Origin of the sequence: Trichocoleus sp. ST-U2 (assembly GCF_039961875.1) — a bacterium.
Lineage (GTDB): Bacteria > Cyanobacteriota > Cyanobacteriia > Cyanobacteriales > FACHB-T130 > FACHB-T130.
Map to the genome: position 1 here is coordinate 24,826 of NZ_JAMPJY010000013.1, position 26,592 is coordinate 51,417.

General features: G+C 46.0%; 19 protein-coding genes. 7 read left to right on the forward strand and 12 right to left on the reverse strand.

The features are described 5' to 3' along the window. Positions 1 to 316: 316 nt before the first annotated feature. The 5 genes from NC996_RS11155 to NC996_RS11175 all read left to right on the forward strand — a co-directional run bounded on the left by NC996_RS11155 (position 317) and on the right by NC996_RS11175 (position 8,307). Positions 317 to 3,112 (forward strand): SpoIIE family protein phosphatase, encoded by a 2,796-nt coding sequence (locus NC996_RS11155; protein ID WP_190690249.1) that lies wholly within the window; start codon positions 317 to 319, stop codon positions 3,110 to 3,112. A 289-nt stretch (positions 3,113 to 3,401) separates the two neighbouring features. Continuing rightward, positions 3,402 to 5,342, forward strand: a complete 1,941-nt coding sequence (locus tag NC996_RS11160; RefSeq protein WP_190690252.1) for a PAS domain S-box protein — start codon at positions 3,402 to 3,404, stop codon at positions 5,340 to 5,342. A 300-nt stretch (positions 5,343 to 5,642) separates the two neighbouring features. Next, positions 5,643 to 6,227, forward strand: a complete 585-nt coding sequence (locus tag NC996_RS11165; protein WP_190690256.1) for a DUF6272 family protein — start codon at positions 5,643 to 5,645, stop codon at positions 6,225 to 6,227. A gap of 40 nt (positions 6,228 to 6,267) precedes the next feature. Continuing rightward, entirely contained in the window at positions 6,268 to 6,612 is a 345-nt protein-coding gene (locus tag NC996_RS11170; protein ID WP_190532304.1) for a hypothetical protein, read from the forward strand. Positions 6,613 to 6,687: 75 nt separating this feature from the next. Further along, positions 6,688 to 8,307, forward strand: coding sequence for an adenylate/guanylate cyclase domain-containing protein (locus tag NC996_RS11175; protein ID WP_190690259.1), 1,620 nt, complete (start codon positions 6,688 to 6,690; stop codon positions 8,305 to 8,307). A 293-nt stretch (positions 8,308 to 8,600) separates the two neighbouring features. Here NC996_RS11175 and NC996_RS11180 read toward each other — a convergent pair whose 3' ends face one another. From NC996_RS11180 to NC996_RS11200, 5 genes are all read right to left on the reverse strand, one after another. After that, positions 8,601 to 9,350, reverse strand: coding sequence for an amino acid ABC transporter ATP-binding protein (locus NC996_RS11180; protein ID WP_190690262.1), 750 nt, complete (start codon positions 9,348 to 9,350; stop codon positions 8,601 to 8,603). Further along, a complete protein-coding gene (locus tag NC996_RS11185) occupies positions 9,316 to 10,785 on the reverse strand; it encodes an ABC transporter substrate-binding protein/permease (RefSeq protein WP_190690265.1) in 1,470 nt (489 codons plus the stop codon). Before NC996_RS11185 ends, NC996_RS11180 begins: the two co-directional genes overlap by 35 nt. A gap of 232 nt (positions 10,786 to 11,017) precedes the next feature. Then, positions 11,018 to 12,712 carry an iron uptake porin gene (locus tag NC996_RS11190; RefSeq protein WP_199292368.1) on the reverse strand — a complete coding sequence of 565 codons (1,695 nt, stop codon included), beginning with the start codon at positions 12,710 to 12,712 and terminating at the stop codon, positions 11,018 to 11,020. Positions 12,713 to 12,939: 227 nt separating this feature from the next. Beyond that, on the reverse strand, positions 12,940 to 13,503 hold the full coding sequence (locus tag NC996_RS11195; RefSeq protein WP_190525681.1) for an FKBP-type peptidyl-prolyl cis-trans isomerase: 564 nt from the start codon (positions 13,501 to 13,503) through the stop codon (positions 12,940 to 12,942). 135 nt (positions 13,504 to 13,638) lie between these two features. Then, the gene (locus NC996_RS11200) at positions 13,639 to 13,962 is read right to left on the reverse strand and encodes a phasin family protein (RefSeq protein ID WP_190415431.1); all 324 of its coding nucleotides are present in this window, start codon (positions 13,960 to 13,962) and stop codon (positions 13,639 to 13,641) included. A 217-nt stretch (positions 13,963 to 14,179) separates the two neighbouring features. On the opposite strand from NC996_RS11200, the gene NC996_RS11205 reads away from it, so the two are divergent. Beyond that, a complete protein-coding gene (locus NC996_RS11205; protein ID WP_190690267.1) occupies positions 14,180 to 14,488 on the forward strand; it encodes a TIGR03792 family protein in 309 nt (102 codons plus the stop codon). A 73-nt stretch (positions 14,489 to 14,561) separates the two neighbouring features. Beyond that, positions 14,562 to 14,930 (forward strand): zinc ribbon domain-containing protein, encoded by a 369-nt coding sequence (locus NC996_RS11210; protein ID WP_190674201.1) that lies wholly within the window; start codon positions 14,562 to 14,564, stop codon positions 14,928 to 14,930. Between the two features lies 1 nt (position 14,931). On the opposite strand, the gene nblS is transcribed toward NC996_RS11210, so the two are convergent. The 7 genes from nblS to NC996_RS11245 form a co-directional block, all read right to left on the reverse strand. Next, positions 14,932 to 16,956: a two-component system sensor histidine kinase NblS gene (gene nblS / locus NC996_RS11215; RefSeq protein WP_190674659.1), complete on the reverse strand. Its 2,025-nt coding sequence runs from the start codon at positions 16,954 to 16,956 to the stop codon at positions 14,932 to 14,934. 287 nt (positions 16,957 to 17,243) lie between these two features. After that, a complete protein-coding gene (gene purD, locus NC996_RS11220) occupies positions 17,244 to 18,518 on the reverse strand; it encodes a phosphoribosylamine--glycine ligase (RefSeq protein WP_190690270.1) in 1,275 nt (424 codons plus the stop codon). A 276-nt stretch (positions 18,519 to 18,794) separates the two neighbouring features. Further along, positions 18,795 to 22,751, reverse strand: coding sequence for a DUF2157 domain-containing protein (locus tag NC996_RS11225; protein WP_190690272.1), 3,957 nt, complete (start codon positions 22,749 to 22,751; stop codon positions 18,795 to 18,797). A 122-nt stretch (positions 22,752 to 22,873) separates the two neighbouring features. Further along, positions 22,874 to 24,325 (reverse strand): deoxyribodipyrimidine photo-lyase, encoded by a 1,452-nt coding sequence (locus NC996_RS11230; protein ID WP_190690275.1) that lies wholly within the window; start codon positions 24,323 to 24,325, stop codon positions 22,874 to 22,876. A gap of 389 nt (positions 24,326 to 24,714) precedes the next feature. Further along, positions 24,715 to 25,263 carry an NUDIX hydrolase gene (locus NC996_RS11235; protein WP_190441028.1) on the reverse strand — a complete coding sequence of 183 codons (549 nt, stop codon included), beginning with the start codon at positions 25,261 to 25,263 and terminating at the stop codon, positions 24,715 to 24,717. 6 nt (positions 25,264 to 25,269) lie between these two features. Next, on the reverse strand, positions 25,270 to 25,791 hold the full coding sequence (gene folK, locus NC996_RS11240) for a 2-amino-4-hydroxy-6-hydroxymethyldihydropteridine diphosphokinase (RefSeq protein WP_190690277.1): 522 nt from the start codon (positions 25,789 to 25,791) through the stop codon (positions 25,270 to 25,272). 93 nt (positions 25,792 to 25,884) lie between these two features. After that, a complete protein-coding gene (locus NC996_RS11245) occupies positions 25,885 to 26,553 on the reverse strand; it encodes a CAAD domain-containing protein (protein ID WP_190690280.1) in 669 nt (222 codons plus the stop codon). Positions 26,554 to 26,592 lie beyond the last annotated feature (39 nt).

The following is a 26,592-nucleotide window of genomic DNA, read 5'->3' on the forward strand; positions in this document are numbered from 1 at the left end:
CCAATAACAATCAACGATGAATAGATAGGCAAGTATTTCTAGAGAAAATAAATTAGGATAACCGATGAAATTACCGAAGCCGAAAACAGGTCTAGGATGCAATACTGGCGAGAACAGCGTTGTGTTGAAAACCTGCGATGATTTGCAGAGCGCATAATTTACGATGACATCATGCCAGGACTCAAATAGGAATAGTTCGACATATAAATTAAAAAAAGTATCTTACTGCAATTAATCTCCTGGAAATCTCAATAGCGCGATCGCTCTCATTGTCAAGCTTTAAAAATAAATTGAGACAAAAATACGAATAAACCTGATGACCTCAACACCATTGCCGACAATCATAGACTCTGCGCCTCCGAATCAGTACTCAGCCCCGCGCTTACCCCGCAGTCTTAGCTCTCTGGAAACGTGGGGCTTTGGTGTAACGGCTCATATCTCTTGGCCTGCCATAGCCCCCGTACTGCACATTGCTCTCGGTACGGGGGCTATTTTTGTCTGGTTGCCAGGAACGATCCTTGGCATCTTGCTAAACCTGCAAGTAAAACGCTTAGGCAGGCATTTTCCTGACGTAGCCGGAGGAACGCCCAACTATACCACCCGATTGCTAAAGCACTATCCGGGGTTAGCCCGTTACGCGGCAGTTGGTTACTTCTTCAGCTGGGTTTCGACGCTGGCGATTAACGTGGTTGTCCTTACAGAACTCATTAAGGTAAACCTGGAGCCTTTAGGAATTGCTTGTCCCGATACTCTTGTGAAAATTGGCTTGACGCTGATCGCGTTTATTTTGGCGTTTAGCGGCACCCGCGCTTTAAGTATCCTGCACTTATTTTTTGTTATCCCGGCAATTGGACTTTTACTCGCTTTTTGTCTATTTGGCATCGGCTGGTTAGCCATTTCCCCAGCAAGTCCTGGCTTTTTCCCATCCAGTTGGTCGCCTCCCTCTTTTGTGGATTGGGCGAAGTGGTTATTCTTCGTCACCTACACGACCTACGCTTGTGAATCTGCGTCTGCATTTGTTGCTGATAGCCGACGCCCTGATGAAACGTTGCGGTTTCTAAGCATCTCCTGTTGGATCATGCCGCCCATCTTTCTGGGGGGTTCCTGGGTACTGATGCGCTTAGCAACCGACCCAGGTTTGGGTAGTGACACTTTCTTAAATTTGTTAGCAGTTTCTACGCCGTTCTGGGGGCAGTCGGCAGCGATCATCGTTACCTTCTTTCTCGCTGCTGGGTCGCTTCTGAGTTGCGCGACGGTGCTTTCCAACTGTCCCCGGATGCTGTACCAACTTGCTACAGACGGACATTTATCTCCTGTGTTCGCTGTGGTGTCCCGACGGGGTGTATTCGGTCCCGCTTTGGTGCTGACGTTGTTGTTTACTTTCATTTGTCTAGCTTGGGGAGATGTCGCCCGGATTGCGGTGGTGAGTAACACCGGCTGGTTTGTGTCTATCATGTCGGTACATTTAGCACTGTGGCTGCGCCGAAAGAGACCGGAGGTATTTCTGCCTTGGTGGTCGGGGGTCTTCTTTTTGCTGGAAGTCGTTATCTTAGTGGTTGGGGGTTTGGCTTGGGGTTGGAAAGACTTCTTGATTGGGTTGCTATTTCCCCTAGGGATTTTGGCAGCAGATCGGGTGATACGCCGCGTCCGGTGGGCACCCTTTCATGCTGCTTGGTGGATTCAGCATTACCGAGGGCGATCGCAAACTAAAATATCCGATTTTGTAGGGTTTCAGGTAGTCATCCTGATCTTACTGATCTGTAGCGCTGCCACGATTAGCTGGATGTTTAGAGCCAGAATTGGGGCGGTAGACCTGGGTCAGAATGGCAACAATCTCTATGTGGTGATGCTGCTGATCGCTGCCTTTGTTGGGGTAGCGATCGCTTGCTGGACAAGTTTGCCCCAAGTCATGGCAATCGTCGAAGCCAGAGAACAGTCTGAGCATTTGTTTAATATTGCCATTGACGGGATTCTCGTCGTCGATGAAAAGGGCGTTATTCGGCAAGCCAACCCAGCCGCCGAGCAACTATTAAAAGCGATCGCTCCCAATCTCCTAGGATGTCGTCTCAACCAGATATTTCCCGCCTTGGCAGGTCAGCCAGATAATTGGTCGAGTCGGAGCGAACATACCCTAAAAACGCCCGAACATCCCACCATCGTTGAGGCAGCCGTCTCTAACCGTTTCAATCAGGACTTTCAAGAATATGTGGTACTGGTGCGCGATATTACCGAGCGCCAGCAAGCTGAGGAGGCGGTGCGGAATTACAGTCACACGTTGGAACAAAAAGTTGACGAACGCACCAGCGAACTCGCTCACGCCAACGCCGAGATTCTTGCCCTCAACGAACGTCTTCAAGCCGACAATATCCGCATGAGCGCTGAGTTAGCCGTAACCCGCCGACTGCAACAGATGCTATTGCCCAAACGGCAAGAACTTGAATCGCTTCCTGGACTGGAGATTGCCAGCTTTATGGAACCCGCCGAAGAGGTAGGCGGCGACTACTACGATGTACTCAATTATGAGGATAAAGTCAAAATCGGGATCGGCGATGTCACCGGACACGGACTCGAAAGCGGCGTCTTAACGATCATGGTGCAGACAGCAGTCCGGACGCTACTGGAAAACAACGAAACCGACCCCAAGAGATTCTTAGACGTACTCAACCGAACCATTTATCACAATGTGCAGCGGATGAGTTCCGATAAAAATCTCAGCCTTTCCTTACTGGACTACCAAGCGGGAACGCTGCGCCTGACGGGGCAACACGAAGAAATGATTGTTGTGCGTTCCGGCGGTCAGGTGGAACGGATAGACACGGTTGATTTAGGCTTCCCGATTGGGCTAGAAGCAGACATTACCAATTTCGTTGCCCAGATTCAGTTGCAATTGCACTCAGGGGACGTCGTGGTGCTGTACACCGATGGCATTACTGAAGCCGAAAATAGATTCAAGGTGCAATACGGGTTAGATCGGCTGTGCAACATAGTCAGCCGCAGCTGCCAACAGACCGTTGAGGAAATTAAACAAGCTGTGATTGAGGATCTGCGACGGCATATCGGTGAGCAAAAAATTTACGATGACATCACTTTGCTGATTCTTAAACAGAAATAAGCCGAGTTTGACTTCTTATCTGTTGTAGATGCAAAACAGCTTGCATTGCCTTCACACCAAAGGCTGTAGTCTGCGCTGTTTGTATAGAACTTGCACTTTATCTTTCGTGAGTTTGCTGCCGCTCTCAAACTCAAATTGCTGAAGCGAGAAGTTTTAACCAGTTTGTAAGTAAATGTTCTGTAAAGTTTGTTACAAAAGCCCCTAAGAAAGGGAATATTTAAATAGTGATACAAAACTCTAAAAATATCCCTTGCTAGGGTAATTCATTTTTTGGCAAAGATAAAAATTTATGGCAATTGAGGAAGAAAAATCATTAACAGAACAGCTCTTTTTGAAGATAGAAAGCTTGTCCCAAGAATTGGAAGACTTGAAAAGAGAAAAAGTTGACTTGGAAATCTTGCTGGAGAATACTACCGAACACTCGGATACGGTTGCAGCGCAGTTGTATGACAAGGCAGTGGAGGCGGGAAAACAAAGCGATCGCAGGCTGGCGCAATTTCTGGAAGCCCTGCCAGTGGGCGTCTTCGTGGTTGATGCTAGCGGTAAATCTTACTACGCCAATCAGACGGCACAGCAAATCCTAGGCAAAGGCATTATGTCAGAAGCCACTGTCGAGGAATTGCCAGAGACTTATCAACTTTATCTCGCAGGCACAGAGCAATTGTACCCCAGCGATCGCCTGCCGATTATACGAGCGTTGAGAGGCGAAAAAGTAACCGTTGACGATACGGAGATTTATCAAACAGACAAAATAATTCCCATAGAGGTGTGGGCGTCCCCCATTTTTGATGACCGGGGCGATATTGCTTATGCGATTGCTGCCTTTCAAGACACCACCGAGCGCAAGCGATCCGCGGAAGCGCTGCAACAAGCGGAAACGAGGTATCGCAGTATCTTTGAAAATGCCATTGAGGGGATTTTCCAGATTACATTAGACGGGCACTACATTTGTGTCAATCCGGCATTAGCAAAAATTTACGGCTATGAGTCTCCTGAGGAGATGATGAATAGCATCCCAGAAATCAAAGAGCAAGTTTATGTTGACCCGAAATGCCGCAAGAACCTCTTAGATTTATTAACCAAACAGGGTGAAGTGAAGGGATTCGAGTATCAAATTTATCGCCAAGATGGCAGCATCATCTGGGTTTCCGAGAATACTCGCGGGATTTGTGATGCCAACGGCACCTTACTCTACTACGAGGGAACCATTATTGATATCACTGAGCGCAAGCAGATTGAGCAATCTCTAAGGGCAAGCGAAGCGCGAGAACGAGAAAAAGCTCAACAATTAGCGCGATCGCTGCGCGATTTGCAGCAAGCTCAAGTTCAATTAATACAAAGTGAAAAAATGTCTTCTCTTGGTCAATTAGTCGCAGGAATTGCCCACGAAATCAACAATCCAGTCAACTTTCTATCTGGCAATCTCACTTATGTCTATGACTACACCTGCGATTTGCTGAGGCTGTTGAAACTTTACCAAAAGTATTATTCAAATCCAGCACCGGAAATTCAATCAGAGGTACAAGCGATTGATATTGACTTCCTAGCAGAAGACCTACCTAAAATACTTTCTTCTCTGAAAATAGGAATAGATCGTATCCATCAAATTAGCGTGTCTCTGCGAACCTTCTCTCGTGCAGATACATCCAGAAAGACACTTTTTAATATTCATGATGGCATTGATAGCACTCTACTAATTTTGAAGCATCGCTTAAATTCAAACGGAAATCGTCCAGGAATTACATTAATTAAAGAATATGAAAATATCCCGCTTGTTGAGTGTTATGCCGGACAACTTAATCAAGTGTTCATGAATCTCATTGCCAATGCCATTGATGCGCTAGAAGAAGCAATAGCTTCTGGAATTTTCAGTAAAAATCAAAACCTTGTGCCTACTATTCGGATTAGCACGGAAATAAAGCAGGATAATCTAAGGATAAAAACTGAAAATGAATTAGTTGCTTCTTCATTCTTTGGGCTTAATTTCTCTCATATTTTGATTCGGATTACAGATAATGGAGTTGGTATTTCAGAAGAGGCAAAGCAACATTTGTTTAAACCTTTGTTTACAACCAAGCAAGTTGGCAAAGGTACCGGATTGGGTCTATCTATCAGTCATCAAATTGTCGTAGAAAAACATGGGGGACAGCTTAAATGTATCTCTGAGCCAGGACAAGGGACAGAATTCTACATTGAGATTCCGATTAGCTCTACACAGGCAAATCAATGAGCCAATGTACAAGCAAATCATCTTCGCGCTGTTCAAGCAAAAATGCGTAATTGGTAATGAATGTTGAGTTAAAAGAAATTATTTATAGTAATTCTCTTTTGGATGCAGTACAGTTTAATCCCACCTCTGCCGCTGCCCGAAAAGTAGGGAGGAGTTTAATATTCCCTTTCTTCGCTTTTCGGAAAGGCACTTAAGAAGCAAGGAGCAGAATGTATTGTACGCGAGAGTACTAAGCACTTTAGTTCAAAACTTAAAACTCAAAAAAATTACCAATTACCAATTACCAACTACCAAATGGATATGATTCAAATATTCGGAGACTTTAGGGACGAGCTACCAAGCAGTCAGGAAGGCTTAACAATTGTATTTTCGCCTACCTCCATTCCCCTAAAGCAACGCTGGCGCAATAATGGTTTGTCGGCTGATTTTATGGCTGACTATTTTGCAACTTTCTTTCCTGGTAATAAAAATACGACCGAAACCGATCCAAAAGCAGAGATCAAAAGTGCTGTTAGTTTTATCGCTAATGAGTTGCTAGAGAATGCGATGAAATTTAACGATGACATATCAGTGCAACCTATTAGTATTCGGCTGCAAATGCATAACGATCGCTTGGTATTCCTCGGTACGAACAATATCAATCCAAGCGCGATCGCTAAGTTTCAGGCATTTATCACAGAGTTAACTACCTGCGATCCGAGCGAGTTGTATCTTCGCCAGCTAGAAAAAAATGCAGAAGACGAGAGCGAGAGCGAATCTGGGCTAGGCTTTTTGACAATGATGAACGATTATCAGGCTAAGCTAGGTTGGAAGTTTGAGACTATCCAAAAAGAGTCGGAGGCGGAAGCGATCGCCGTGACCACAATGGTGCAGTTGGCAGTATAGCTTACCGAGTTGTTCAGAATATGCAAGGAGTTGATGCGTAATGGAAATTAAGACCGAAGATTACAGCATTTGGTACGACTCGGTTACCGAGACAGCGATATTTCAGGGTTCGCTTCGACTTAGCGGAATGGAAGAATATGCACCAATCGTAAAGTTACTTAACGATCTAGTTGACTCAGAGCCACCAAAAATTACCTTGAACTTGCGGGAACTAGAATTTTTGAATAGTTCGGGAATCAATGTTCTGTCGAAATTTGTCATCAACGTGCGTCAAAAAGCAAGTATGCAGATGATTGTACAAGGCTCTAAGAATATCCCCTGGCAAAGTAAGTCGTTGAAAAATTTGCAGCGACTAATGCCTTCTTTGCAGCTGGAATTGGCATAAAAACTCCTACAAGGCTAAGATACTGGCACTTAAAACTAGATAAGTTCATTTTCGTCAAGTGCAAATCCTAAGGCGATGCAAGAAGAACAACCCTCAAGGGAACAGCTGTTTTTAGAAATCGCAAATCTGCGCCGGGAATTGGAAGACTTAAAAAACAAAAAAGCTGATTTGGAAATCTTGTTGGAGACGACGACAGAACACTCCGATATGGTTGAAGCCCAGCTGCATCAGTCCAATCAAAAGCTACAAGCCGAAATTGCCGAACGCCAGCGTACCGAAGAAGCACTACAAGCGAGTCAAGCAGCACTCCAGTCTCTTTTGACAATCGTTACTAGAGATAAGATCGATTTGGAAATTTTGCTGGAGACGACTACGGAACATTCCGATAGGGTGGAAGCTGAGTTGCATCAAAAAGCAGAGGAGGTAGTACGTGCCAGCGAGAGAAGGTTGGCTCAATTTCTAGAAGCCCTGCCAGTGGGTGTTTTCGTGATTGATGCGAGCGGCAAACCCTACTACGCCAATCATACGGCACAGCGGTTACTCGGCAAGGGCATCGCCCTGGAAGACACTACCGCTCAACTGCCAGAACTTTATCAAGCTTATGTGGCAGGGACAGATCGGTTGTACCCGAATGCCCAACAGCCCCTAGCGCTGGCGTTGAGTGGCTCCTGCTCGACTGTTGATGATATGGAGGTTCGCCAAGCAGACAAGATTATCCCGATAGAGGTGTGGGCAACGCCAATTTTTGATGAGAAGGGCGAAATTGTGTACGCGATCGCTGCCTTTCAAGATATCACGCGACGCAAGAAGGCAGAAGCAGAGCGAATTCAGTTAATCGATCAACTTTATCAACTTAACACTACTTACGAGCGGTTTGTACCCCGTGAATTTCTTCAGTTTTTGAAGAAAAAAAGCATTATTGATGTCACATTAGGCGACCAAGTGCAGCAGGAAATGTCGGTATTATTTGCCGACATTCGAGACTTTACTGCACTATCAGAAAAAATGACGCCGTCAGACAATTTTAAATTTATTAATGCCTTTTTAAGCCGCATGGAGCCTGCTATTACCGAGAATAACGGCTTCATTGATAAATATATCGGTGATGGGATTATGGCGCTGTTTAGCGGCAGTGCAGATGATGCGATTAAAGCAGCCATTACCATGCTACATAATCTTGCCGAGTATAATCAGCATCGCGCCCAAGCTGGTTATCATCCAATTCAAATCGGGATTGGCATCAATACGGGTTCTTTGATGTTGGGTACGGTGGGAGGAAATAACCGGATGCAGGGCACTGTCATTAGCGATGCTGTCAACTTAGCCTCCCGTATTGAAGGATTGACGAAAGAGTATGGAGTGTCATTATTAATCAGTCATCAGACTTTTTTACAATTACAAAATTCATCTGATTACTTCATCCGCATTATCGATCGGGTGAAAATAAAAGGTAAATCCGAAGAAGTAACAGTTTATGAAGTATTCGATGGGGATTTAGCGGAATTAAAAGATGGTAAATTAAGCGCAAAAACAATATTTGAAAAAGCTTTGTTATTTTACAAAAATCAAAAATTTCATGAAGCTGCACAACTCTTTCAAGATTGCTTATGGTATAATCCGATGGATAAAGTTGCTAAGATATATTTAGAGCGCTGTCAATTTGTATCTACTAATTTCAGGATAAATGAAGAGTAATCGAAGCAGAAGTATTTAGTTAAAAATATATTTTCAAGACTAGTATTTGTAATTTAAGTTACTTATCCATATAAAAATACAGAAGTTTTTCAATCAACTTTGGGTAAATAAGGGGGTAAGAGACGAAGAGACAGTAGAAACGACAGCAAAACTACGGCAGAAACTACAACAATTGCTTAAAAACTAACTGGTTTATTACTCAAATGAGCGAATGAGGCTGCCTAAATTTCTGAGGAGCGTGGTAGATTAGCCGAAGTGTCTACAGAAAGAATGCAGCCTCTAACGATTATCTCTTACAAGATTTTATCCAAGAATTGCTTAGCGCGATCGCAGTCAGGATTTGTAAAAAACTTACTAGGCGGTGAATCTTCAGCCAGCTTTCCACCATCAAGAAACAAAATGCGATCGGCAACTTCTCGCGCAAACCCCATTTCATGGGTGACAATTGCCATTGTGATACCAGTTTTGGTGAGGTCTTTCATCACCTCTAGCACCTCTTTCACCATTTCCGGGTCGAGTGCGGAGGTCGGTTCGTCAAACAACATGATATCTGGCTTCATTGCCAAGGAACGCGCGATCGCTACCCGCTGCTTTTGTCCTCCTGACAGCTTAGAAGGATAAACATCAGCCTTTTCTGATAAACCTACTTTATTCAGCAGTTCCATTCCTTCTCGCCGCGCCTCTTCCGAAGAAATGCCCTTTACCTTTTTAGGCGCATACGTCACATTAGAAAGGACGGTTTTGTGAGGAAATAAATGGAAATGTTGAAACACCATCCCGACATTTTGCCGAACCTTCATAATGTCGGTTTTTCGTGAGGTGATGTCTGCTCCTTGTATATAAATCCTACCCGAAGTTGGCACTTCCAGTAAATTCATGCACCTCAAGAAAGTGGACTTACCAGAACCCGAAGGGCCAATCACCGCAACAACTTCCCCATGTCCAATCTCAGTCGAAATTCCTTGCAAAACCTTCAGATTTCCAAAAGATTTATGCAAATCTTCAACCTTAACTGCTGCGTTGTAATCTTCGTTCGAGTACATAACCCCCCCATGTTAAACTCATGACCATTAAATAGTAAATCGCGCCTGCAAATAGCAAAGGTTCAAAGTAGATATATTGTTCTGCACCCACAATTTGGGCGCGGCGTAACAAGTCAGTTACCCCAATTGTAGAGACTAATGCTGAGTCTTTCAGTAGTGCAATACTCTCATTTACTAATGCTGGCAAAATATTTTTTATCGCCTGTGGCAAGATAATATCCAGCATCATCGGTCTGTAGGGAACTCCTAAAGACAAAGCAGCTTCCTGTTGCCCTTTATCAACGGCAAGAATACCGCCGCGAATTGTTTCAGAAATGTAAGCGCCTGAGTTGAGAGTAAAGGTAATGACACCGGCTAATAATGCCGGAATATTGTAGCCAATCAACTGAGGCGTTGCGTAATAAACTAAAGCGATTTGCAATAGTAGCGGCGTTCCTCGAAAGATAGAGGTGTAGGCTGTTGCAAACCAAACCAGTGGTTTAAAGGTAGAAATCTTAAATAAAGAGAGGATTGTCCCCCAAATAAAGCCCAAAATTGCTGAGATAGCAGTGAATTGGAGAGTTACTAATATTCCTTTTAGAATAAAAGGAATCCGAGGCGTTATCTTAGCAAAAGCCAAGCTGGAACTGCTGGCGGGAGTTTCAGTTTTTCCATTATTTTCAAACCACTTTGTCACCAACCTTTCTATTTCACCGTTCTGTTTCATTTCTGCCAGAACGCGGTTGAAGTCATTGACTAGAGGCGAACCTTTGGCGAAAGCGATCGCACTCCCTGCTTCCCCAGTATTCGGAACCGTATTAAATTCTAAATCTGGGTTATTGGCAATAAAACCTTTAGCGATGGTATCTTCGATAATTGCAGCGTCGATACGATTTGATTTAACTTCTTGGATAATTTCACCAGTCTTATTAAGGGCTACCAGATTCGCGCCCTTTATTTCTTTAGCAGCTTTTTCTTGAGTAGAACCCAATTGAACGCCGACTTTTTTTCCAGCTAAACTTTCAGGTGTCGTTAGGTTACTACCTTTTCTAGCAACAATTGTATTTTTAGCTTCATAGTAAATATCGGAAAAATCAACATTTTTTCTCCGTTCTGCTGTCGGTGTCATCCCAGCCATCGCAAAGTCAGCCCGACCGGATTGCACAGCCGGAATTATGCCGCTAAAATCTGTATCTTTAATCTCAAGTTGAAACCCTAGCTCTTTAGCAATATAGTTGGCAATGTCTACGTCGAAACCTACAATATCAGCGCTACCGCTAGCCGTATCTCGAAATTCATAAGGTGGATAGTCCGCTGACGTGACCATCACAAATTTTTTACCTTGATATTGTGGCGATTGTGCAAAGACGCGATCGCTTCTCCAACCCCCAAAAAGTAAACTTATCGATAATGTAATAGAAAATAGGATGGCAAAAAGCCATTTCCTTTTTGGCATGGCTAGTAAGTCCTTAATGTCTTAATGTATAAATATTTAACACTCAAACCACAAGACCATTTCTACTATCTTAAGGATGATATTTTGCTTACATAAAGTTACATTTTCAAAATTTTTATGATAAATAAGCTCATAAAAAAACATAGGTTTGTTAACCTTACTCCAAACCCTCTTCACCTCCCTCTAACCCTCTCCTAAGAGGAGAAAGTCAGCAGGTTAGGTTTGTTTGATTCTAAAAGACGAAACTCGTTCTCACCACACCAATCACAGCATCGGGATTTCGCTCATCGTGGTTAGGTGCTGTTAGCCAAAAGAAACCAGGAGTAATCGAAATATTTTCGGTTAATTGATATTTGTAGAAAGCTTCGATGTGATATCCGGTATCGCGATCGCTTCTTTGTCCGGGAGGTAAACCAATCGCCTCTGCTAAAGCACGATTGCTAGTCCCTGTTAACTTTGGTTGCATCCCTAACACAATGCCACCTAAATTTCCCTTTTTGCCCAAATCAGGGAAAGCCAGCGTTACCGCATAATTCCAGACATCTGCATCCCCCTTGATATTACCAAGAGCGCGGGCGGCAGTGTAACCCACCCAGCCACCGAGTTCAAAGCGGGGACTAAATCGGTAATTAACTTGTGCGCCATAACCATTACCAACCACAGGATTGCCATCAGGATCGGTGAGATCGATGACTTTGGCAGCGTTGCTACCTGCGAGAGTATCGACACCAAAAGCTTGAGAAAAAGAGTTTAGGTAAAGCAAGCCAAGTTTCAAGCGATCGCCACTATAAACCAACTGGGCAAAAGCACTGTAACCACCATTAAATATACCTGAATCTCTGCCTGGGTTACTAGGACCGTTAGGGGCGTCTTCACCAAAGTAACCAACATCTAAACTGAGGGCTTCGCTAAGGCTATAATTTGCTGCAATCCCCGCTCGATTTCCCAAGGGAAAATACACAGGATTGACTTGACCAAAATTAGAAATAGCACCCGTAGAAGTGTCGATAAAAGGAGCAATTGTATCTGTTACATACGACGGATCGATTGAACCCGCTTCAATATAAATTTTGAGTTTGTCTCCTACTGGAAAGCGATACTCTAATTGGCTAATTCTGGCTTCATTATTTTGAGATACGCTACTGGGAGTAAACCGAGTTTCACCTGTTAAGCCTGGATCTGGCCCTCCACCAAATGTTGCCCCAGTGTCAAACTGTCTTAAGTTAGTGATTTGAAATCGAGTTCTTAAACGGTCTTTTCCAGTGAAGCTAGTATTAAAATCAATGCGAGTCCGATGACCGAGAGTAGCGTTATTTACATCGCTAGCATTCTCACCAAAAGCATCACCTGCATAGGTGATAACCTCACCGCCTAATTTAGTGGTCGTAGAAAATTGGTGAGCTTCCAGTTGGGTTGTTCGAGCTTCCAAAGTATCCACTCGACCCCGCAGCGCCGTCAGTTCTGTTCCAAATTCATCAATCAGCCGTTGTAAGGTTCCTAAATCGTCTTTGGTGACAAAATCTGCTGAACTAGCAGCAATCAATTTCTCAATTTGCTGCAAGCAGGTATTTAACCCAGCCGCAAATTCATAACGACTCAGCGCCCGATTGCCACGAAAGGTGCCATCCGGATATCCTGCAATACAGCCATAACGTTCAACAAGCGATCGCAGTGCTTCATACGCCCAATCCCTCGGTTCTACATCTCGCAACTGCGATACGTTGCTGACTCGATCCATCGCGTCAGTCTCTTCAGTTCCCTGAGAAACGGCATCTGACCCAACTAGAGTGTCAGTATCCTGGGGAAAGGGATGAACGGTTTCCTCTGACACAGTTGGAAATTCTGCTGCTTGGGCAATGCTAGCGATCGCTAAAGCGTTAACTAGCACCGCGAGGCAAAATTTTAGAGGGGCACGAAACAGTTTCAAGACGGTCTCTCCTCACACTTTTTGGCATTCCTAATGAATTTTGTCACGTAAATGCCGATCGTGCTTGCTGAATTTACGCTGGATGCTGTTCAAATACTACATTTTTGCCTAGCAAGTAATTGTATATTCTCCTACTAAGAAGAAGTTCAACATATACTCTGGTTGATTATGCGAAAAACAACCCCGATTTCTTGGAGAAATCGGGGTTCTAAAAACTCAGGATTTAGTTATCTAATGTCCAACAATTCTACGTCGAAAATTAGAGTAGCGTTAGGAGGAATGACTCCACCCGCACCACGAGAGCCATATCCCAATTCAGGAGGGATAATTAACTGGCGGCGTCCGCCGACTTTCATGGTGCTGAGTCCTTCGTCCCAGCCTTTGATGACTTGTCCAACGCCGAGTTTGAACTCGAAGGGAGAATTGCGATCGCGGGAACTATCAAACTTCGTGCCATCCTTTAGAGTGCCGGTGTAATGCACTACCACCCTTTGACCTGTTTTAGGAGTTGCCCCCTCGCCTTCCTTTAACTCAGTGTACTTAAGACCAGAAGGCGTTGTCTTCACTTCGCCACTGGCAGTTTCATCACTTCCTGGGTTGGTATTCATCGTTATAAGCCTTGTAATATCAGCAGTAGGATCGTTACTGGGAGTTTTTGCAACAACTGCGGTTTCAGTTTTGGTTAGTTCAGCTGCTTTTGCATCTCCTTGATTGCTGCTCGTAACTTGAGCAAAAATCAAGAGTACTACACAGGTAAACATTACCCCAACGCTGATTAGAATTTCTCTCATTCATCCGTTCTCCGTACCTCTAAGACCTCAAAACTTTAGATTTTAGATTGAGAGAATTTTCGATTTAATCCAAAATTCCCCATCCAAAATCCAAAATTGATTGTCCCACTAGATTTTCAATCCTATCAGCTTTACTTACCGCCAGAGCTTATTTTCCATATCACGCACCTGACGTTCGAGCCGGTCAATGCGTCCCCGCAATTCATCCATTTCCGACTGGCGAGGAACCCCCAGATCCTGCAACATATTCCGCATTTGCCGTTGCATCTGGATCTCCAAGTTCCCCTGATCTGACTTGAGCTGCTGCATCAAATCATCTACCATCCCCTTAGCTTGCTCGGGGTTGATTTTGCCTTCCTTGACCCATTCATCGCTCACTTCGCGGATTTTGTCGGCTACCAAAGACGTAGTCCCCACACCCATCATTAGTAGCTGCTTAAGCCAGTTGTTATTATCCATTTTTCCTTCCTGTCACTCCGCCGCGACTTTGAGCGGCTAAACACTTATCATAAAGCGGTGCTAAAATCTTACCGATTTTTCGCCTACAGTTCTATTTTGTGACATTCTCTCAACAACTGCCGCCTATCTTCCAGACTTTGCTCGTGGCAAAATCAATCTGTCTGATGGATGATTGAAGAGTCTATTTACAGCTTCAAAGCAGCTTATACTCCAGCTCATGGTAATTGAGTGGCTTCAGGTAAGAGTCGCCCCCGAACTGCGGGAAAAATACATTCAGAAGGATGGCGAAATCTGGACAGCTTTCCTTACTACCTGTCCGGGTTTTTTGGGTAAAGAAGTCTGGCTCAACCCGAACGAGCCAACAGAGGTCATTTTAGTCATTCGCTGGGCGACGCGGGAACAGTGGAAGTCTGTTGAGCTAGAAAGCCTGGAAAAAATCGAGCAGCAGTTTATCCAAGCGATGGGAGAGGCTTTTCCCATCGTTCAGTTAGCAGAATATCAAATCCGAAAGTTTCCCCAAGCTTAAACTGGATCTAGAGGTCTTTTTAGATTGCGACTTGCTGACTGGATAGAAACCTAGAATTACCGTGCTGCTATCCATGCCGAACTGTCCAAAGTGCCATCAACCCGTCAATGCCCAGGTAACGACCTGCCCTTATTGCCGAACCGAGCTAAAAGCCTACGGTCATCCTGGCATTCCCCTGCATCGAGCAACAGGTGAGAAATTTCTGTGCGACACCTGCACTTACCACGAAGATGATACCTGTACGTTTTCCAAGCGTCCTTACGCCAAAGAATGTACGATGTATAGCGATCGCTCTCAAGCATCTCACCCGATGACTGCCACTCGCTACAGTCTCGGCTGGCGTCACTCGCTTCAGCTTTGGTGCCAGCGAAACCAGCCTTTGTTGCTGCTATTCGGTCTCATTGTAGTAAGTTTAGCGATCGCTTTCTATGCAAGCAAATAATCTAGACAACCTTCGCCGTAACCGAACTGGTTCCTGAAGCTTCTTTTGCTTCTTTTAGAGGCAACTCCTCAACGGGTGCTGCTTCTTGAAAAACCGTCAAGTCAAACCAGAAAGTCGTACCCACCCCGACCTCGCTAACCAAATGAACCCTGGTGTGATGCTTCTCAATGATATTTCTAACAATTGACAAACCCAAACCCGTCCCTTCAAGGGTGTGAACTCGGTTTTCTACTCGGAAAAAACGATCGAAGATTGCCTCTTGGTCTTCTGTATCGATGCCGATTCCCGTATCAGAAATTTCAATCCGCACTAATTTGGGATTGTTCGTTGCAGGAATTTTCCCGCGTTCCTCTGCGCCGGAAGGGAAGACTCCGCCTTGACTCCGCTCATCCCTCGACTCCAGCAAATAGGCGCGAATTGCCACCCGTCCACCCGTCTCAGTAAACTTCAGCCCATTGCCGACCAGGTTAGCAAACACCTGGAGCAACAAATCATAGTTGCCCCAGACTGCTGGCAAATTCGGTTCAATCTCTTGGATGAGTTCAATTCCTTTATCGCGGGCGTTTAGCTGGTAAGTCCGCAGCGTTTGCTCCACAGGTTGGGCAATATCTACAGGCTCAAAGTGATAGCGCTTGTGCGACTCAAGCCTAGATAAATCCAAAACGTCATTTACCAGGCGAGTCAGGCGGTCTGTTTCTCGATTCGCAGTGTCTAAAAATTCCCGACGTTCCTCTTCTGTCAAATCTTCGCCGTATTCGTGGAGCGTTTCAATAAACGACTTGATGTTAAAAAGCGGCGTTCTCAATTCGTGGGAAACATTGCTAATAAAATGACTTTTCGCCTCGTTCAGCTCTACCTCACGAGTAATATCCTGTACCGTCATCGCAATTCCCTTGATGGTTTCCCGGTACTGGTCGAGGACGGTCGTTAGGAGAATGCGGACGGTGCGGTTCGCCGGTTGGAATAGCGTCACCCGAAACTCTGCCCCTTCGCATTCGCCAGCAACAATTTGATGCAGGGGTCGCGCTAGCTCCAAGTTTACTGGAGAAGGCAAGCAATGCAGAGCATTAGATCCCACCACATCAACGCCATCCCACCCAAAAATTCGTCGCGCTGTCGGGTTGACTAAGATCACCTGAAAGTTGGTGTCGATCAGCACCGCTCCATCAGCAATCGTAGAAACCAACGTCTCTAGCTTGGCTTTCTCTGCTGTTAGTTCCTCGATATTTTGCTCTTCATAACTCTCCAGCCGTTCTGCCATCTCGTTGAAACTGGAAATCAGTTCGCCCAATTCTCCTCCGAGTGGCAGGTCAACTCGTTGCTTGAAGTTGCCAGCGGCAATATTTTTAACCCCAACGAGAAGTTCTTTAATTGGCTGAGTAATAGTTAAGGCATTAAAAACAGCGCCCAAAATCACCATCACCCAAATGGAAATAAATACCGCAATCGTGACATCTCGTGTCAGATGGGACGACGCCACCACGGTCGGATTGGCGTTAATGCCAATTGCCAAAACCCCTAAATTTTTGCCATCGTGCGACAGGGGAACAAAGACATCCGTAACTTCCCCATCCGGACTTAGGTGCTGCCGCACCATTGGTAAGTCGGAATTATCAGCGTAATCCTCTGGCAATTGAATCCGACGCTGAATTGTCAGCGAGTTTTGTACCTCGGACTCAGAGAAAGGAATTCCAAAATAGATTTTGCCAGTTTCGTCGGCGTAGAGCATATAGCGCACGCTGGAGGTGCTGCTGTAGAAGCGGTGAGAAAAACGTGCCACCTCCGTCAGATTCTTTTCAGCAATCTGAGGCGCGACATTCGCCGCCAACAACAAACCCAGGTCGCGCCCGAAGCGAGTATCATTCAGCCGAGCATCCTGCTGAATTGTATTCACTGCCCAGAAGGTCAGACCGCTCATCACCAAGGAGACGACTAAGGTAGCAGCCGCCATCAGGCGCGTCTGGAGAGTAAACTCAGACCACCAATGGGCAATAACTTCTCGAAGGGTTTTTAATAGAGCCAGCAAGGTAAATTTGCCACTAAAAATGGTAAAAATTAGAGATTTATCAAAAATTGTAGAGGATTCTTCCCAGGGATAGGTGGATTTTTGAACGTTTCTCAATTATATTTATCCACTTCTATTTTCTCAAGTTCCCCCTGGAACTCTCATGTATCTTTGGATGCAGCTTGACTAAGATTTTGAAGAAATTTAAAGATTTACGTGATGTGCAACTTTCCAAAACTCTCTAGCTTAGGCTACAGAGCTTTGGAAACGAGGAGCGATTGGATTGCAGTTGCACATGACGTTAAACGCTAAAGTTTCCCTGCCGTGCGGACGCGATAACCAATATCCCGTCGGTAGTACATCCCCTCAAACTCAATGCAATTAATCGCCGCGTATGCTTGAGCGATCGCTGCATCAAAATCCTCTCCAATGGCGGTGACTCCCAACACCCGACCGCCTTCGGTCACCACTTGTTGCTGCTTCTTCTGAGTGCCTGCATGGAACACATTCGCTCCTGCTGCCTCGGCTTGCTCAATGCCGGTAATGACGTGACCTTTTTTATAGCTTTCGGGATAACCCCCCGCCGCTACAACGACACAGGCGGAAGCGCCTGATTTCCACGCAATCGGAGGCTGTTGAGCGAGTTTTTGTCCGACGCAGGCAACCAGTAAGTCTTCTAGAGGGGTTTCGAGTAAAGGCAAGATCGCCTGTGTTTCCGGATCGCCAAAGCGACAGTTAAATTCCAAAACTTTCGGATCGCCTTGGGGGGTAATCATTAATCCAGCATAAAGGACACCCCGGTAGTCGATGCCCCTCGCTTTTAAAGCGGCAACAGTCGGCTCCAGAATTTCTTTCTGAACCCGCGCACTCAGGGCAGGTGTCAGGATGGGAGCAGGACAATAGGCTCCCATTCCGCCCGTATTTGCCCCTGTATCGCCCTCACCGATGCGTTTGTGATCTTGAGCCGGTAACAACTGGCGAACGGTCAAGCCATCCGACAGCGCCAAAACCGAGACTTCCTGACCCGCTAAGTATTCTTCAATTACTACAGTCTTGACTCGACTGGAGAATAAATCTGCGATCGCAGAGTATGCCTCTTCCACCGTTGCCGCTACCGTAACACCCTTACCCGCTGCCAAACCATCGGCTTTAACAACAATCGGTGCCCCTTGCGCTGCTACATAAGCTTTTGCAGCTTCTGGCTCTGTAAACACCTCTGAGTTGGCGGTTGGGATACCCGCTTCCCGCATCAAATCCTTTGCCCAAGACTTACTCGCCTCAATTTGCGCTCCCGCTTTGGTGGGACCAAATACCTTGAGATTTTGGCGTTGCAAGTAATCTGCGATCCCCAAAGCCAGGGGGGCTTCAGGCCCGACGACCACCAGCGAGATGTTATTCACTTGAGCAAATCGTGCTATTCCCTCAAAATCATCAACACTTAAAGGGAGATTCTGACAACGATCCAGAGAAGCTGTGCCGCCGTTTCCAGGAACACAGACTATCTGCCGAATGCGTTGAGATTGCAGCAGTTTCCATACCAGGGCGTGTTCGCGTGCCCCATTGCCAACAACCAAAACCTTCACGTTCGCCTCGCGCTCCTGTTTTTGTTTTCTTGAATCTTGCTAAATTGCAGGCTTTACGCCAACCCTGACTAAGGGCAGCGCCTCAATCCAGCAGCTTATCCTCAGGGACGATTTCACATCTGAAACCAAGTAAATTTACAGGGCAAATCGTATAAGGCAAGCAAATACTTCATTATGCCACGCAATTACCAAATGTCTAAGTTAGCCAAGAGATACCTGATGGATGGGAGCAAAGCAGGGCTAAATTTAATCATTTTGGGATTGAACCAGTGGAAATTATTGCCATTGTTCCAATTCCGACAACCAGTGCCGAACCAAAGCAATAAAGCGATCGCGTCGAGTTTCAAAATTAGCGGCAATCGAGATAAAACTGATACCGACTATCAACCCGATCACCCACTTGAAAAAGGAGTAACGGAAAACAAAAATCACTAACTGATAAAAAGCAGTCAGTAAAAAAGTGGCGGTACCAACGTAGAGAAATGCCCGGACTCGGAAAGCTAATCCAGCAAAAATGAATAAAATACTCAAAATTCCCGGTACCAATCCAGTTTCTTGGTGTAGCAAAAATGCCGCTCCACAAATTACCCCAGCGCCTAGGCAACGAAATAGGTGGCGAGTCTGTTTGCGGCTTGGTAGCGTCAACCCAGAATCGACTTGGGCAATATACAGCCAGGATAAGCCAATCGGCATAACGTACCACAAGTAATCGAAAAATTGTAATTCCAAAAACCACCGAAAAAGGGCCCAATTAATCAGTGCTAGGCTGATATAAGTAAAGCGAATTTGATTGGATAATTTGGCAGTAAAGATATAAAATGCCGCTGTAATCAGCAAGCTAATCGGGTGAATTTCTACTCTGGTTTCCCAAATCATCACCAGTGGCAGAATATATGCCGCGTGCTGCCAAGGTCTTTTAGGCCATCTCCACTTTTCCCAAGGCAAAATATACAGAAAATAAGCCCAAACACAAGAAATGGGGGCTTTCCAAGGAACTAATGGCCCAGCCCAGAACTGCCCAATGGCTGTATAAAGCCAAAATATTCTGATGACACCTACTTCTAATAAACCTAGGTAAACCCAGACTTCTGCAATGGTAATCCTCCAGCTTTCACTGAATAAGGAAGGTGCTGAATTTTCCTCTGTCTTTAAAGGGACTTGGGAACTTTCCCTGTTTTTTGGGAGGGAAGAAAGGGGAAATCTGCGACCTTGAAAAATCGCGTATCGGATTAAAAACAAGCCAGTTCCTAATCCGAGAATTCGGCTAGCTGCAATGGGATTACCAATCGCCGCGATGAGTAAGCAACTGCTCCAAGCCCAATGAAGATGGGCAATTACTTTCAGTTCTTCAGCAGTAAGGTGTAAGTAATTTAGAAGCCAGGGGAATAGCAGGCGATAGGCATACATGATGCTGGTGCCGAGGGCGGACATGACAATGAATCCATCGCCCAAAGCTCCACCTGATGCTTGTAAAAGTTGATAGAACAAAAGTTCGTAGGCAGAAATGGATACTCCCAGAAGTCCCAAATAGAGGATGGGTTTAAGTTCCTGCCGTCGTCTGCCAACTCCAATCGCAATAAACGCGATCGCAAGCGTACACAATCCCGTCCAACTGGTAAAAGTATCCCACCGCAGAAGTGCCCCCAACACGCCGTATAGTAGCGGCAGGATATGCCACCTGTTCGGAACACTTTCGATTTGCGATCGCCGCCGCCATGCTTCTCCCAAAAGCTGCGTGCTTAAACCTAAGACGATATTTGCGATCGCTAAATTCATCACCGAGTGTTCAAAGAAGCCCAACGTCTCGGCTGTTAACAGTTCTAAACCCCAACCCAGTCCATAAAATGCCCAATGATTCGGCTGTTGCCAACTGCGATAAGCGATCGCCCCAATTATCAACGTAACCGCAAGTAAATATTCCCCATCGGGCGAAGCAACCCCTTGGTAGACAAAAAGCGAATGCAGCGTTAGCATCAACAGCTCAAAACTACACAACGCGATCGCCCAACCCTCAACCGCTTGTGCATAAAGTGCCGCTAACGTCCCATGACGATGCATCAGCCAGGTTCTGGCAAGCCATAAACCCACCAGCGCGATCGCTCCGACTAAAAACCAACCCGGTACCGAAAGGGGCGGCACTCCAGGCACGCCATCCCCCAGCAGCACACCGAGAAAACTCAGGCTAAACCCGACGGTAATGACGGCTGCCGCCAGATGCCGCAAATAGCGCGTATTCACCAACATCAGCCCAGTTGCCATTCCTAAGCTAATGAATCTACCTCCAGGTAGCACGAATGTGAGAATTTGTAGCATTCCCAAACTGGCGACACTCAACCAACTCGCCAATGTGCGTTGCTTTCCAGCAGTTTGACTGGCAACTCCCGTCAAAGCCAAAGGTGTAATTAGCCAGAAAATTGCCCACTGCTGACGGCTAAAGGCATCGTCCCCGAATAAGGAAACATTCGCTAACAGTAATTGATAACTGAGTCCCGCCAGCCCTAAACCGATGTGCCAAGCACTTTGCTTCCACAGAAGTACTGAGGAGGGTAGTAGGACGTGAAGGGTCCATTCGGCAACCATCACCGCCAACAAAATGCTTGCCCAAACTTCTTGGTGCAGATTGGGAAAAAAGCGGTCAATTGTAGAGAATAGCGTCAGCAACCCCACCAAGTGAGTGAAATACACCAGACTGACCCTAGTGGGAAGTCGGCGCTGTGTCACAACTGCCAGTGTCACAGTCGAAAACAACAGATTGAGCGATCGCAATGTGGGATTTAGTAAACTAATTAAACTCAGCACCGCCCCAAAAGTGAGTGCCAGTTGTTCGCCAAAAGTGGCTAAATCGGTCTTAGAAGCTCGATGCAGCCAATCGCTTACCCCGACGATAAAAACAACGTAGGGAAATAAAACCAGGCTCAGCAACGCCAAAGGAACCGTTTGCGAACCCGTCAGTTGAGTGCCATTTGAGATCGCCCATTCTTGCACGGAACCTGGAACTAACCGCCAAACCAGCCAAATCGTCTGTAAGCCAATTCCTAAAAAGGCTGCCAGATCAACCTGTAGCCAAAAACGCTGCAATCGGCTGAAAAAAAACCACAAACCCAATCCGCTAACTGCTGTTGCTTGCCAGGGAACCGTTGTTCCTACCGAAACCAGCCAACCGAGGCACAACAAACTACCGCCAACTTTCTCCCACGGCAATTGGGGTGATTCGCTGGATGTTTCGGGTTGCTGTTGCGATAACCACACCACCAGCCAGCCACAAATGCCAAGGGCTAACCCCAATTGCGTTACAGGGACCTGGACAATAAAAATTGCTCGTACCAGCAGCACCACTAAGGCATAAATCACCACCCCGGCTGGCAACTCGATCCCGGATTTTCCCGTTTTTTCGATAGTCTCCACAGCCTGTTGGTGACGAACTTGATAGAACGCCAGGAGGGACGTTCCTACCATTCCCAGATAAACGGCGATGACAGGAAATCCTGACAAGTTCCAGCCCCAATGCAGGTAACTGAGTCCCAGGATATTCAATGCTGGTAACGCTTCTAGTAGCCCCAGCCGTCCAGAAGCAGCCAAGCGCCAATTTTTCAATAATTGGAAAGTAATCCCCGTCAGGACAACGGATGCGATCGCAACTACTATCAGATTGACGGGATTCTGCCACAACCCAAAGCTATCCATTGCCCAAAAATTCACGGGCATTAACAGTAGGGTGACAATTTGCAACGTCTGCGCCGTCAATTGCAAACTGGGTTGGCGATTCGTCCAAGCGCTTACCCGCCAAAAAATCAAGGTATACGCTAATAAAACCCCATACTGCCCAGCAGCAGGAAATCTTTCCCATTGAGTGGCGGCTAGCACCCCGGAGGACACCACCACCATGAACACTCCCAAAAACAGCAGCCACCGGACGCTGAGTTCTGCCATCAGCGACTGCCATACCCCTGGGATCGCTTTGGGATGTTGGCGAGAAGCATTCCTACCAGCAGCAGCTGGTAGTAACTGCGAATCAGAAGATATCGTAATTTGAGGCGTTACTTCAGGCGTTGGTTTGGGCGTTACCGCAGCGGGTGGCAACGCACAGACCAAGTATTTTTGACTTAAATCGCTAACCTGAGCCTCAGAAATCAAACCCAAGCGCAGCCAAACATCTAGTCCTTCCAATAACTGAGGCTGCGAATTGCTAATCGTTACTTTAATGTTGATGGAGCAGTCATGTGAAGATGACATCGGCAGCCACCCTAAAGATGAATACTCAAATCATCTTCTTGATTGAAGGGTTGGCTGTGGTGATTGTGACACTTTAGGGTATTGAAAGCACGCTTATCCGGCGGGCACTGTCCACCAGACGCTTACTCTTTATCTTTATCCCCTAGTGCTTCTTTTTGCTGCTGATAGCGCTGTTTAAACAGACGCTGCTGTAGCTGGTGTTCCACAATCGGGGCGGGATAATTACAGCGATCGCGTTCATTCGCCGGTATCTTCCCACTCACGAGATATTCTGTATTGACAGACCTGAGTTCTGGCACCCATTGCCGGATATATTCCCCGTCTGGATCGAATTTCTGCGATTGAGAAGCTGGGTTAAAAATTCGTACTGGCTTGGGGTCCATCCCGCTAGAAGCACTCCACTGCCAGCCGCCATTGTTCGCCGAAAGATCCCAGTCATAAAGCTTTTGCATGAAGTATTTTTCCCCCAAGCGCGGATCGATTAGCAAGTCTTTAGTGAGAAAACTGGCAACAATCATCCGACAGCGGTTGTGCATCCAAGCTGTTTGATTCATCTGGCGCATTGCTGCATCGACGATCGGGTAGCCGGTTCTCCCCTCGCACCAAGCTTGGAAATGTTCTGGATTGGTGTCGTAAGGGAAATTTTTGAGCGTTTCGCGGAAGGCACCCTCGGCTAATTCTGGGAACCAATACATCGCGTGTTGATAAAACTCTCGCCATGCTAGTTCCTGTTGCCATGTCCGGATATGGGTGTCTTCTGATTCGCTACGGCTGTGTTCTAACACCTTTAGCGTGGCATCCCAAACGGTGCGAATGCCAATTACACCAAATTTCAAAGCGGCGCTGAGTTGAGAGGTGCCGCTAACCGCCGGAAAATTCCGTTGTTCTTTATATTCTGCGATCGCTTGATCGCAAAATTCTGCCAGCTTTTCTTGCGCCGCCTTCTCCCCTGGCGCACTCACCAGTTCGTTTTCCCAAATAAATCCTAAATCCTGAGCCGTAGGCAGTTCACCCGCACCCGCTTGTCGTGCTTTCTGCTGTTCTTCTGGTGTAAGTCCCTCGGCATTTTGGAGTTCGGGTGCAGGTTTAGCCTTGGGTTTACTACTCCAATTTCTCCAGAACGGAGTATAAACTGTGTACGGCTGATTAGAACCTGAGCGAATCTCCTCTGGTGCGTGTAATAGCTGATCCCAGTGATTTTGGACAAAAATACCCTTTTCTTTCAGGACTTCGCTAATAGCGCGATCGCGTTCTTTTGAATAAGGCTCGACATCCCAATTCCAGAATACAGCCTTCGCATTTAGCGCCGCCGCCAAAGCTGGGATTGCTTGAGTCGGATTGTCATGAAGGATCAACAATTGACTACCAGCCTTTGCGTAGCGTTCTTGCAGTGACTGCAAACTGCCAATCATATAAGTCACTCTTGCCGGTGCCACATCATCCCTGTTCAAAATATTCGGATCTAAGCAGAAAACCCCTACCACCTTTGGACTTTGCTGCCGTGCAGCAGCCAATCCTAGATTGTCCGAAATGCGTAAATCGCGGCGGTGCCAAAACAAAATCAGGTCAGACATTCAATCCTTGCTTTTCAAATAACTCGCTTATGTTTGACAGTTTAAAAGGTGACAACACCGTGTGTATCACTCCTGCGAGTGACTGCAAACTAAACGGCTATAACAATCCTCAATGATTCGTGAAGGCGAGATCCGCGACTTCTTTAAAGTCGCGGATCTGAACCGCTGGTATCTTACAAATCAAACAAGATTCCTATATAGCGTTTCTCAGGTGGGTGGAATATATTGCAGTTCTAATGCTCAATAGAGACATAGCAATGCCATGTCCCTACTGATGTATCGCACCTAATTGAGAATTGAAATAATCTTATATCTGGCTATTAAAATATAAAAAATTAGCCAACTTAAACTGGCTAATTTTGTGTAGTCGCAGACTTTAACCTAACGAACTATTGTAAAAAAGGACGAGCTAAGAAAAAACTAGAAATCGATTTAGCATCTACTGGTTCACCCGCCAGAATTGCTTGCTCTAATTCCTGGGGAGTCATCAAAATCGTTTCAATATCTTCGTCAACATCTTGACTGGGAGGTATCTCCAAACGTTCTAAATCTTGCGCTAAAAAAGCGTAAATAAATTCATCTGAATAACCGGGAGCAAGGGAAAACTTACCTAAATTTTGCCATTTGTGAGCGCGATATCCGGTTTCTTCTTCAATTTCGCGCTTAATAGTCTCCTCTGGAGCTTCATTCGGTTCTATCGTTCCAGCCGGGAACTCCAAAAGACGCCCCTGTACAGCAAAACGATACTGCCTCAATAGGATCAACTTCCCTTCTGAGGTTACAGGAACAGCAAGCGCACCACCAGGATGCCGAATGCATTCCCAGTCTCCTTCTACTTGGTTCGGGAGGCGCAGACGGCTGACTTCAAAATTAAATTTACGCCCCTGGTAGAACAAGCGTTGTTTGAGGACTTCAGGGGGTTCTTGACCCAGTGCCATAGGAAACTACAAACGACGGACTTCTGAACAGTCTACAGCCTGAACGAGTTGCGCGATCGCACATCCAGAAACTGGCTCGAGCCAATCTGGTGCAATTTCCGCTAAAGGCACCAGCACAAACGCTCTTTCTCTCATCCGAGGGTGAGGCAACTGGAGAGGCGGAACCTCCCCACCCTGAGTGTCCAAAATCACATCATCAAAGAGCAATAAATCAAGGTCAAGTGTTCTCGCTCCCCAGCGCTCTTGACGGACGCGACCAAAGCGATCTTCAATTGCCAACAGGGTCTCTAACAATTGCTGAGGCTTCATCTGAACGTGCAGCAGGGCACATCCATTCAAATAATCTGGTTGAGGTGGCCCTACAGCCTTCGTTTGATACCAACTAGACTGGGCTTGCAGAGTAATTCCAGGAGTTCGGTTCAGCGTTTCTAGAGCAGCCTCTAGAGTGGCGCGGGAGTCGCCGAGGTTGCTACCAAGAGCAACTGCGCTTCGCCCACCCTTTGCTAACGCAGCTTTTGCGTATGTCATGATTCCAGCCTGACCCCTTCAGGTGCGGCTATAAAGAAACTTAGCCTGCCTACACAGGCTAAACAAACTCAGTCGAATCGAAGATTAGGACTCTTAGCTGTTTGAAGCTCCTCTGCCCAAAACTTGCTGTTTTAAGGTCTGGAAGTCTTGAGATAGTTCTTTGCGGCTTTCAGCAGTAAGTAGGTAACGATAAACAAACCAAGCCGTATATCCAATGCCAATGAGCTGTAGGGTTGGCGCTATCAACGGCAAGCTATGAATCGCCGCCAGCAAAGCTACTGTTATTCTTAATGTGACTAACACTGCTAAGAGTAGTCCAAGGGTAACGAGCGATCGCTGGTAGGAGGAAAAAAAGTTGCCCGCATAACTTGGCATCTTTTCTAAAAACCTAGCGATTTGTGCCCACACCTGCTGCACTTGCCCAGTATAGGCTTGAGTAGACGACACTTGTAACTCCGAAGGTGTTGCTTCTACGTTTTGTACATTGACTTCTACTGAAGGATTTTCAGATTCGAGCCTACTTTCAGAAGAGGGAGTTTCAGGATTCATATCAATTTTTGGGAATGACAACAACTTGATGTCTTGGTTGGTTATGGGAGTGTTTCTTCTAGTTCTGCTTTTTCTAATCAAAAAGTGAAGAACAGACTCTGCTACCAAGTTATTATCTATTGGGGTGATAAAAATCAAGCATCCTGAGGTACAAGTAGCAAAACTACCAAGCTGGAACACCGAACGCTCGTTTTCTCCTTTAAAAATTGACAAGCTTTCCCGCAACCGGCTGTAGCATTGGTTCAGCACTCT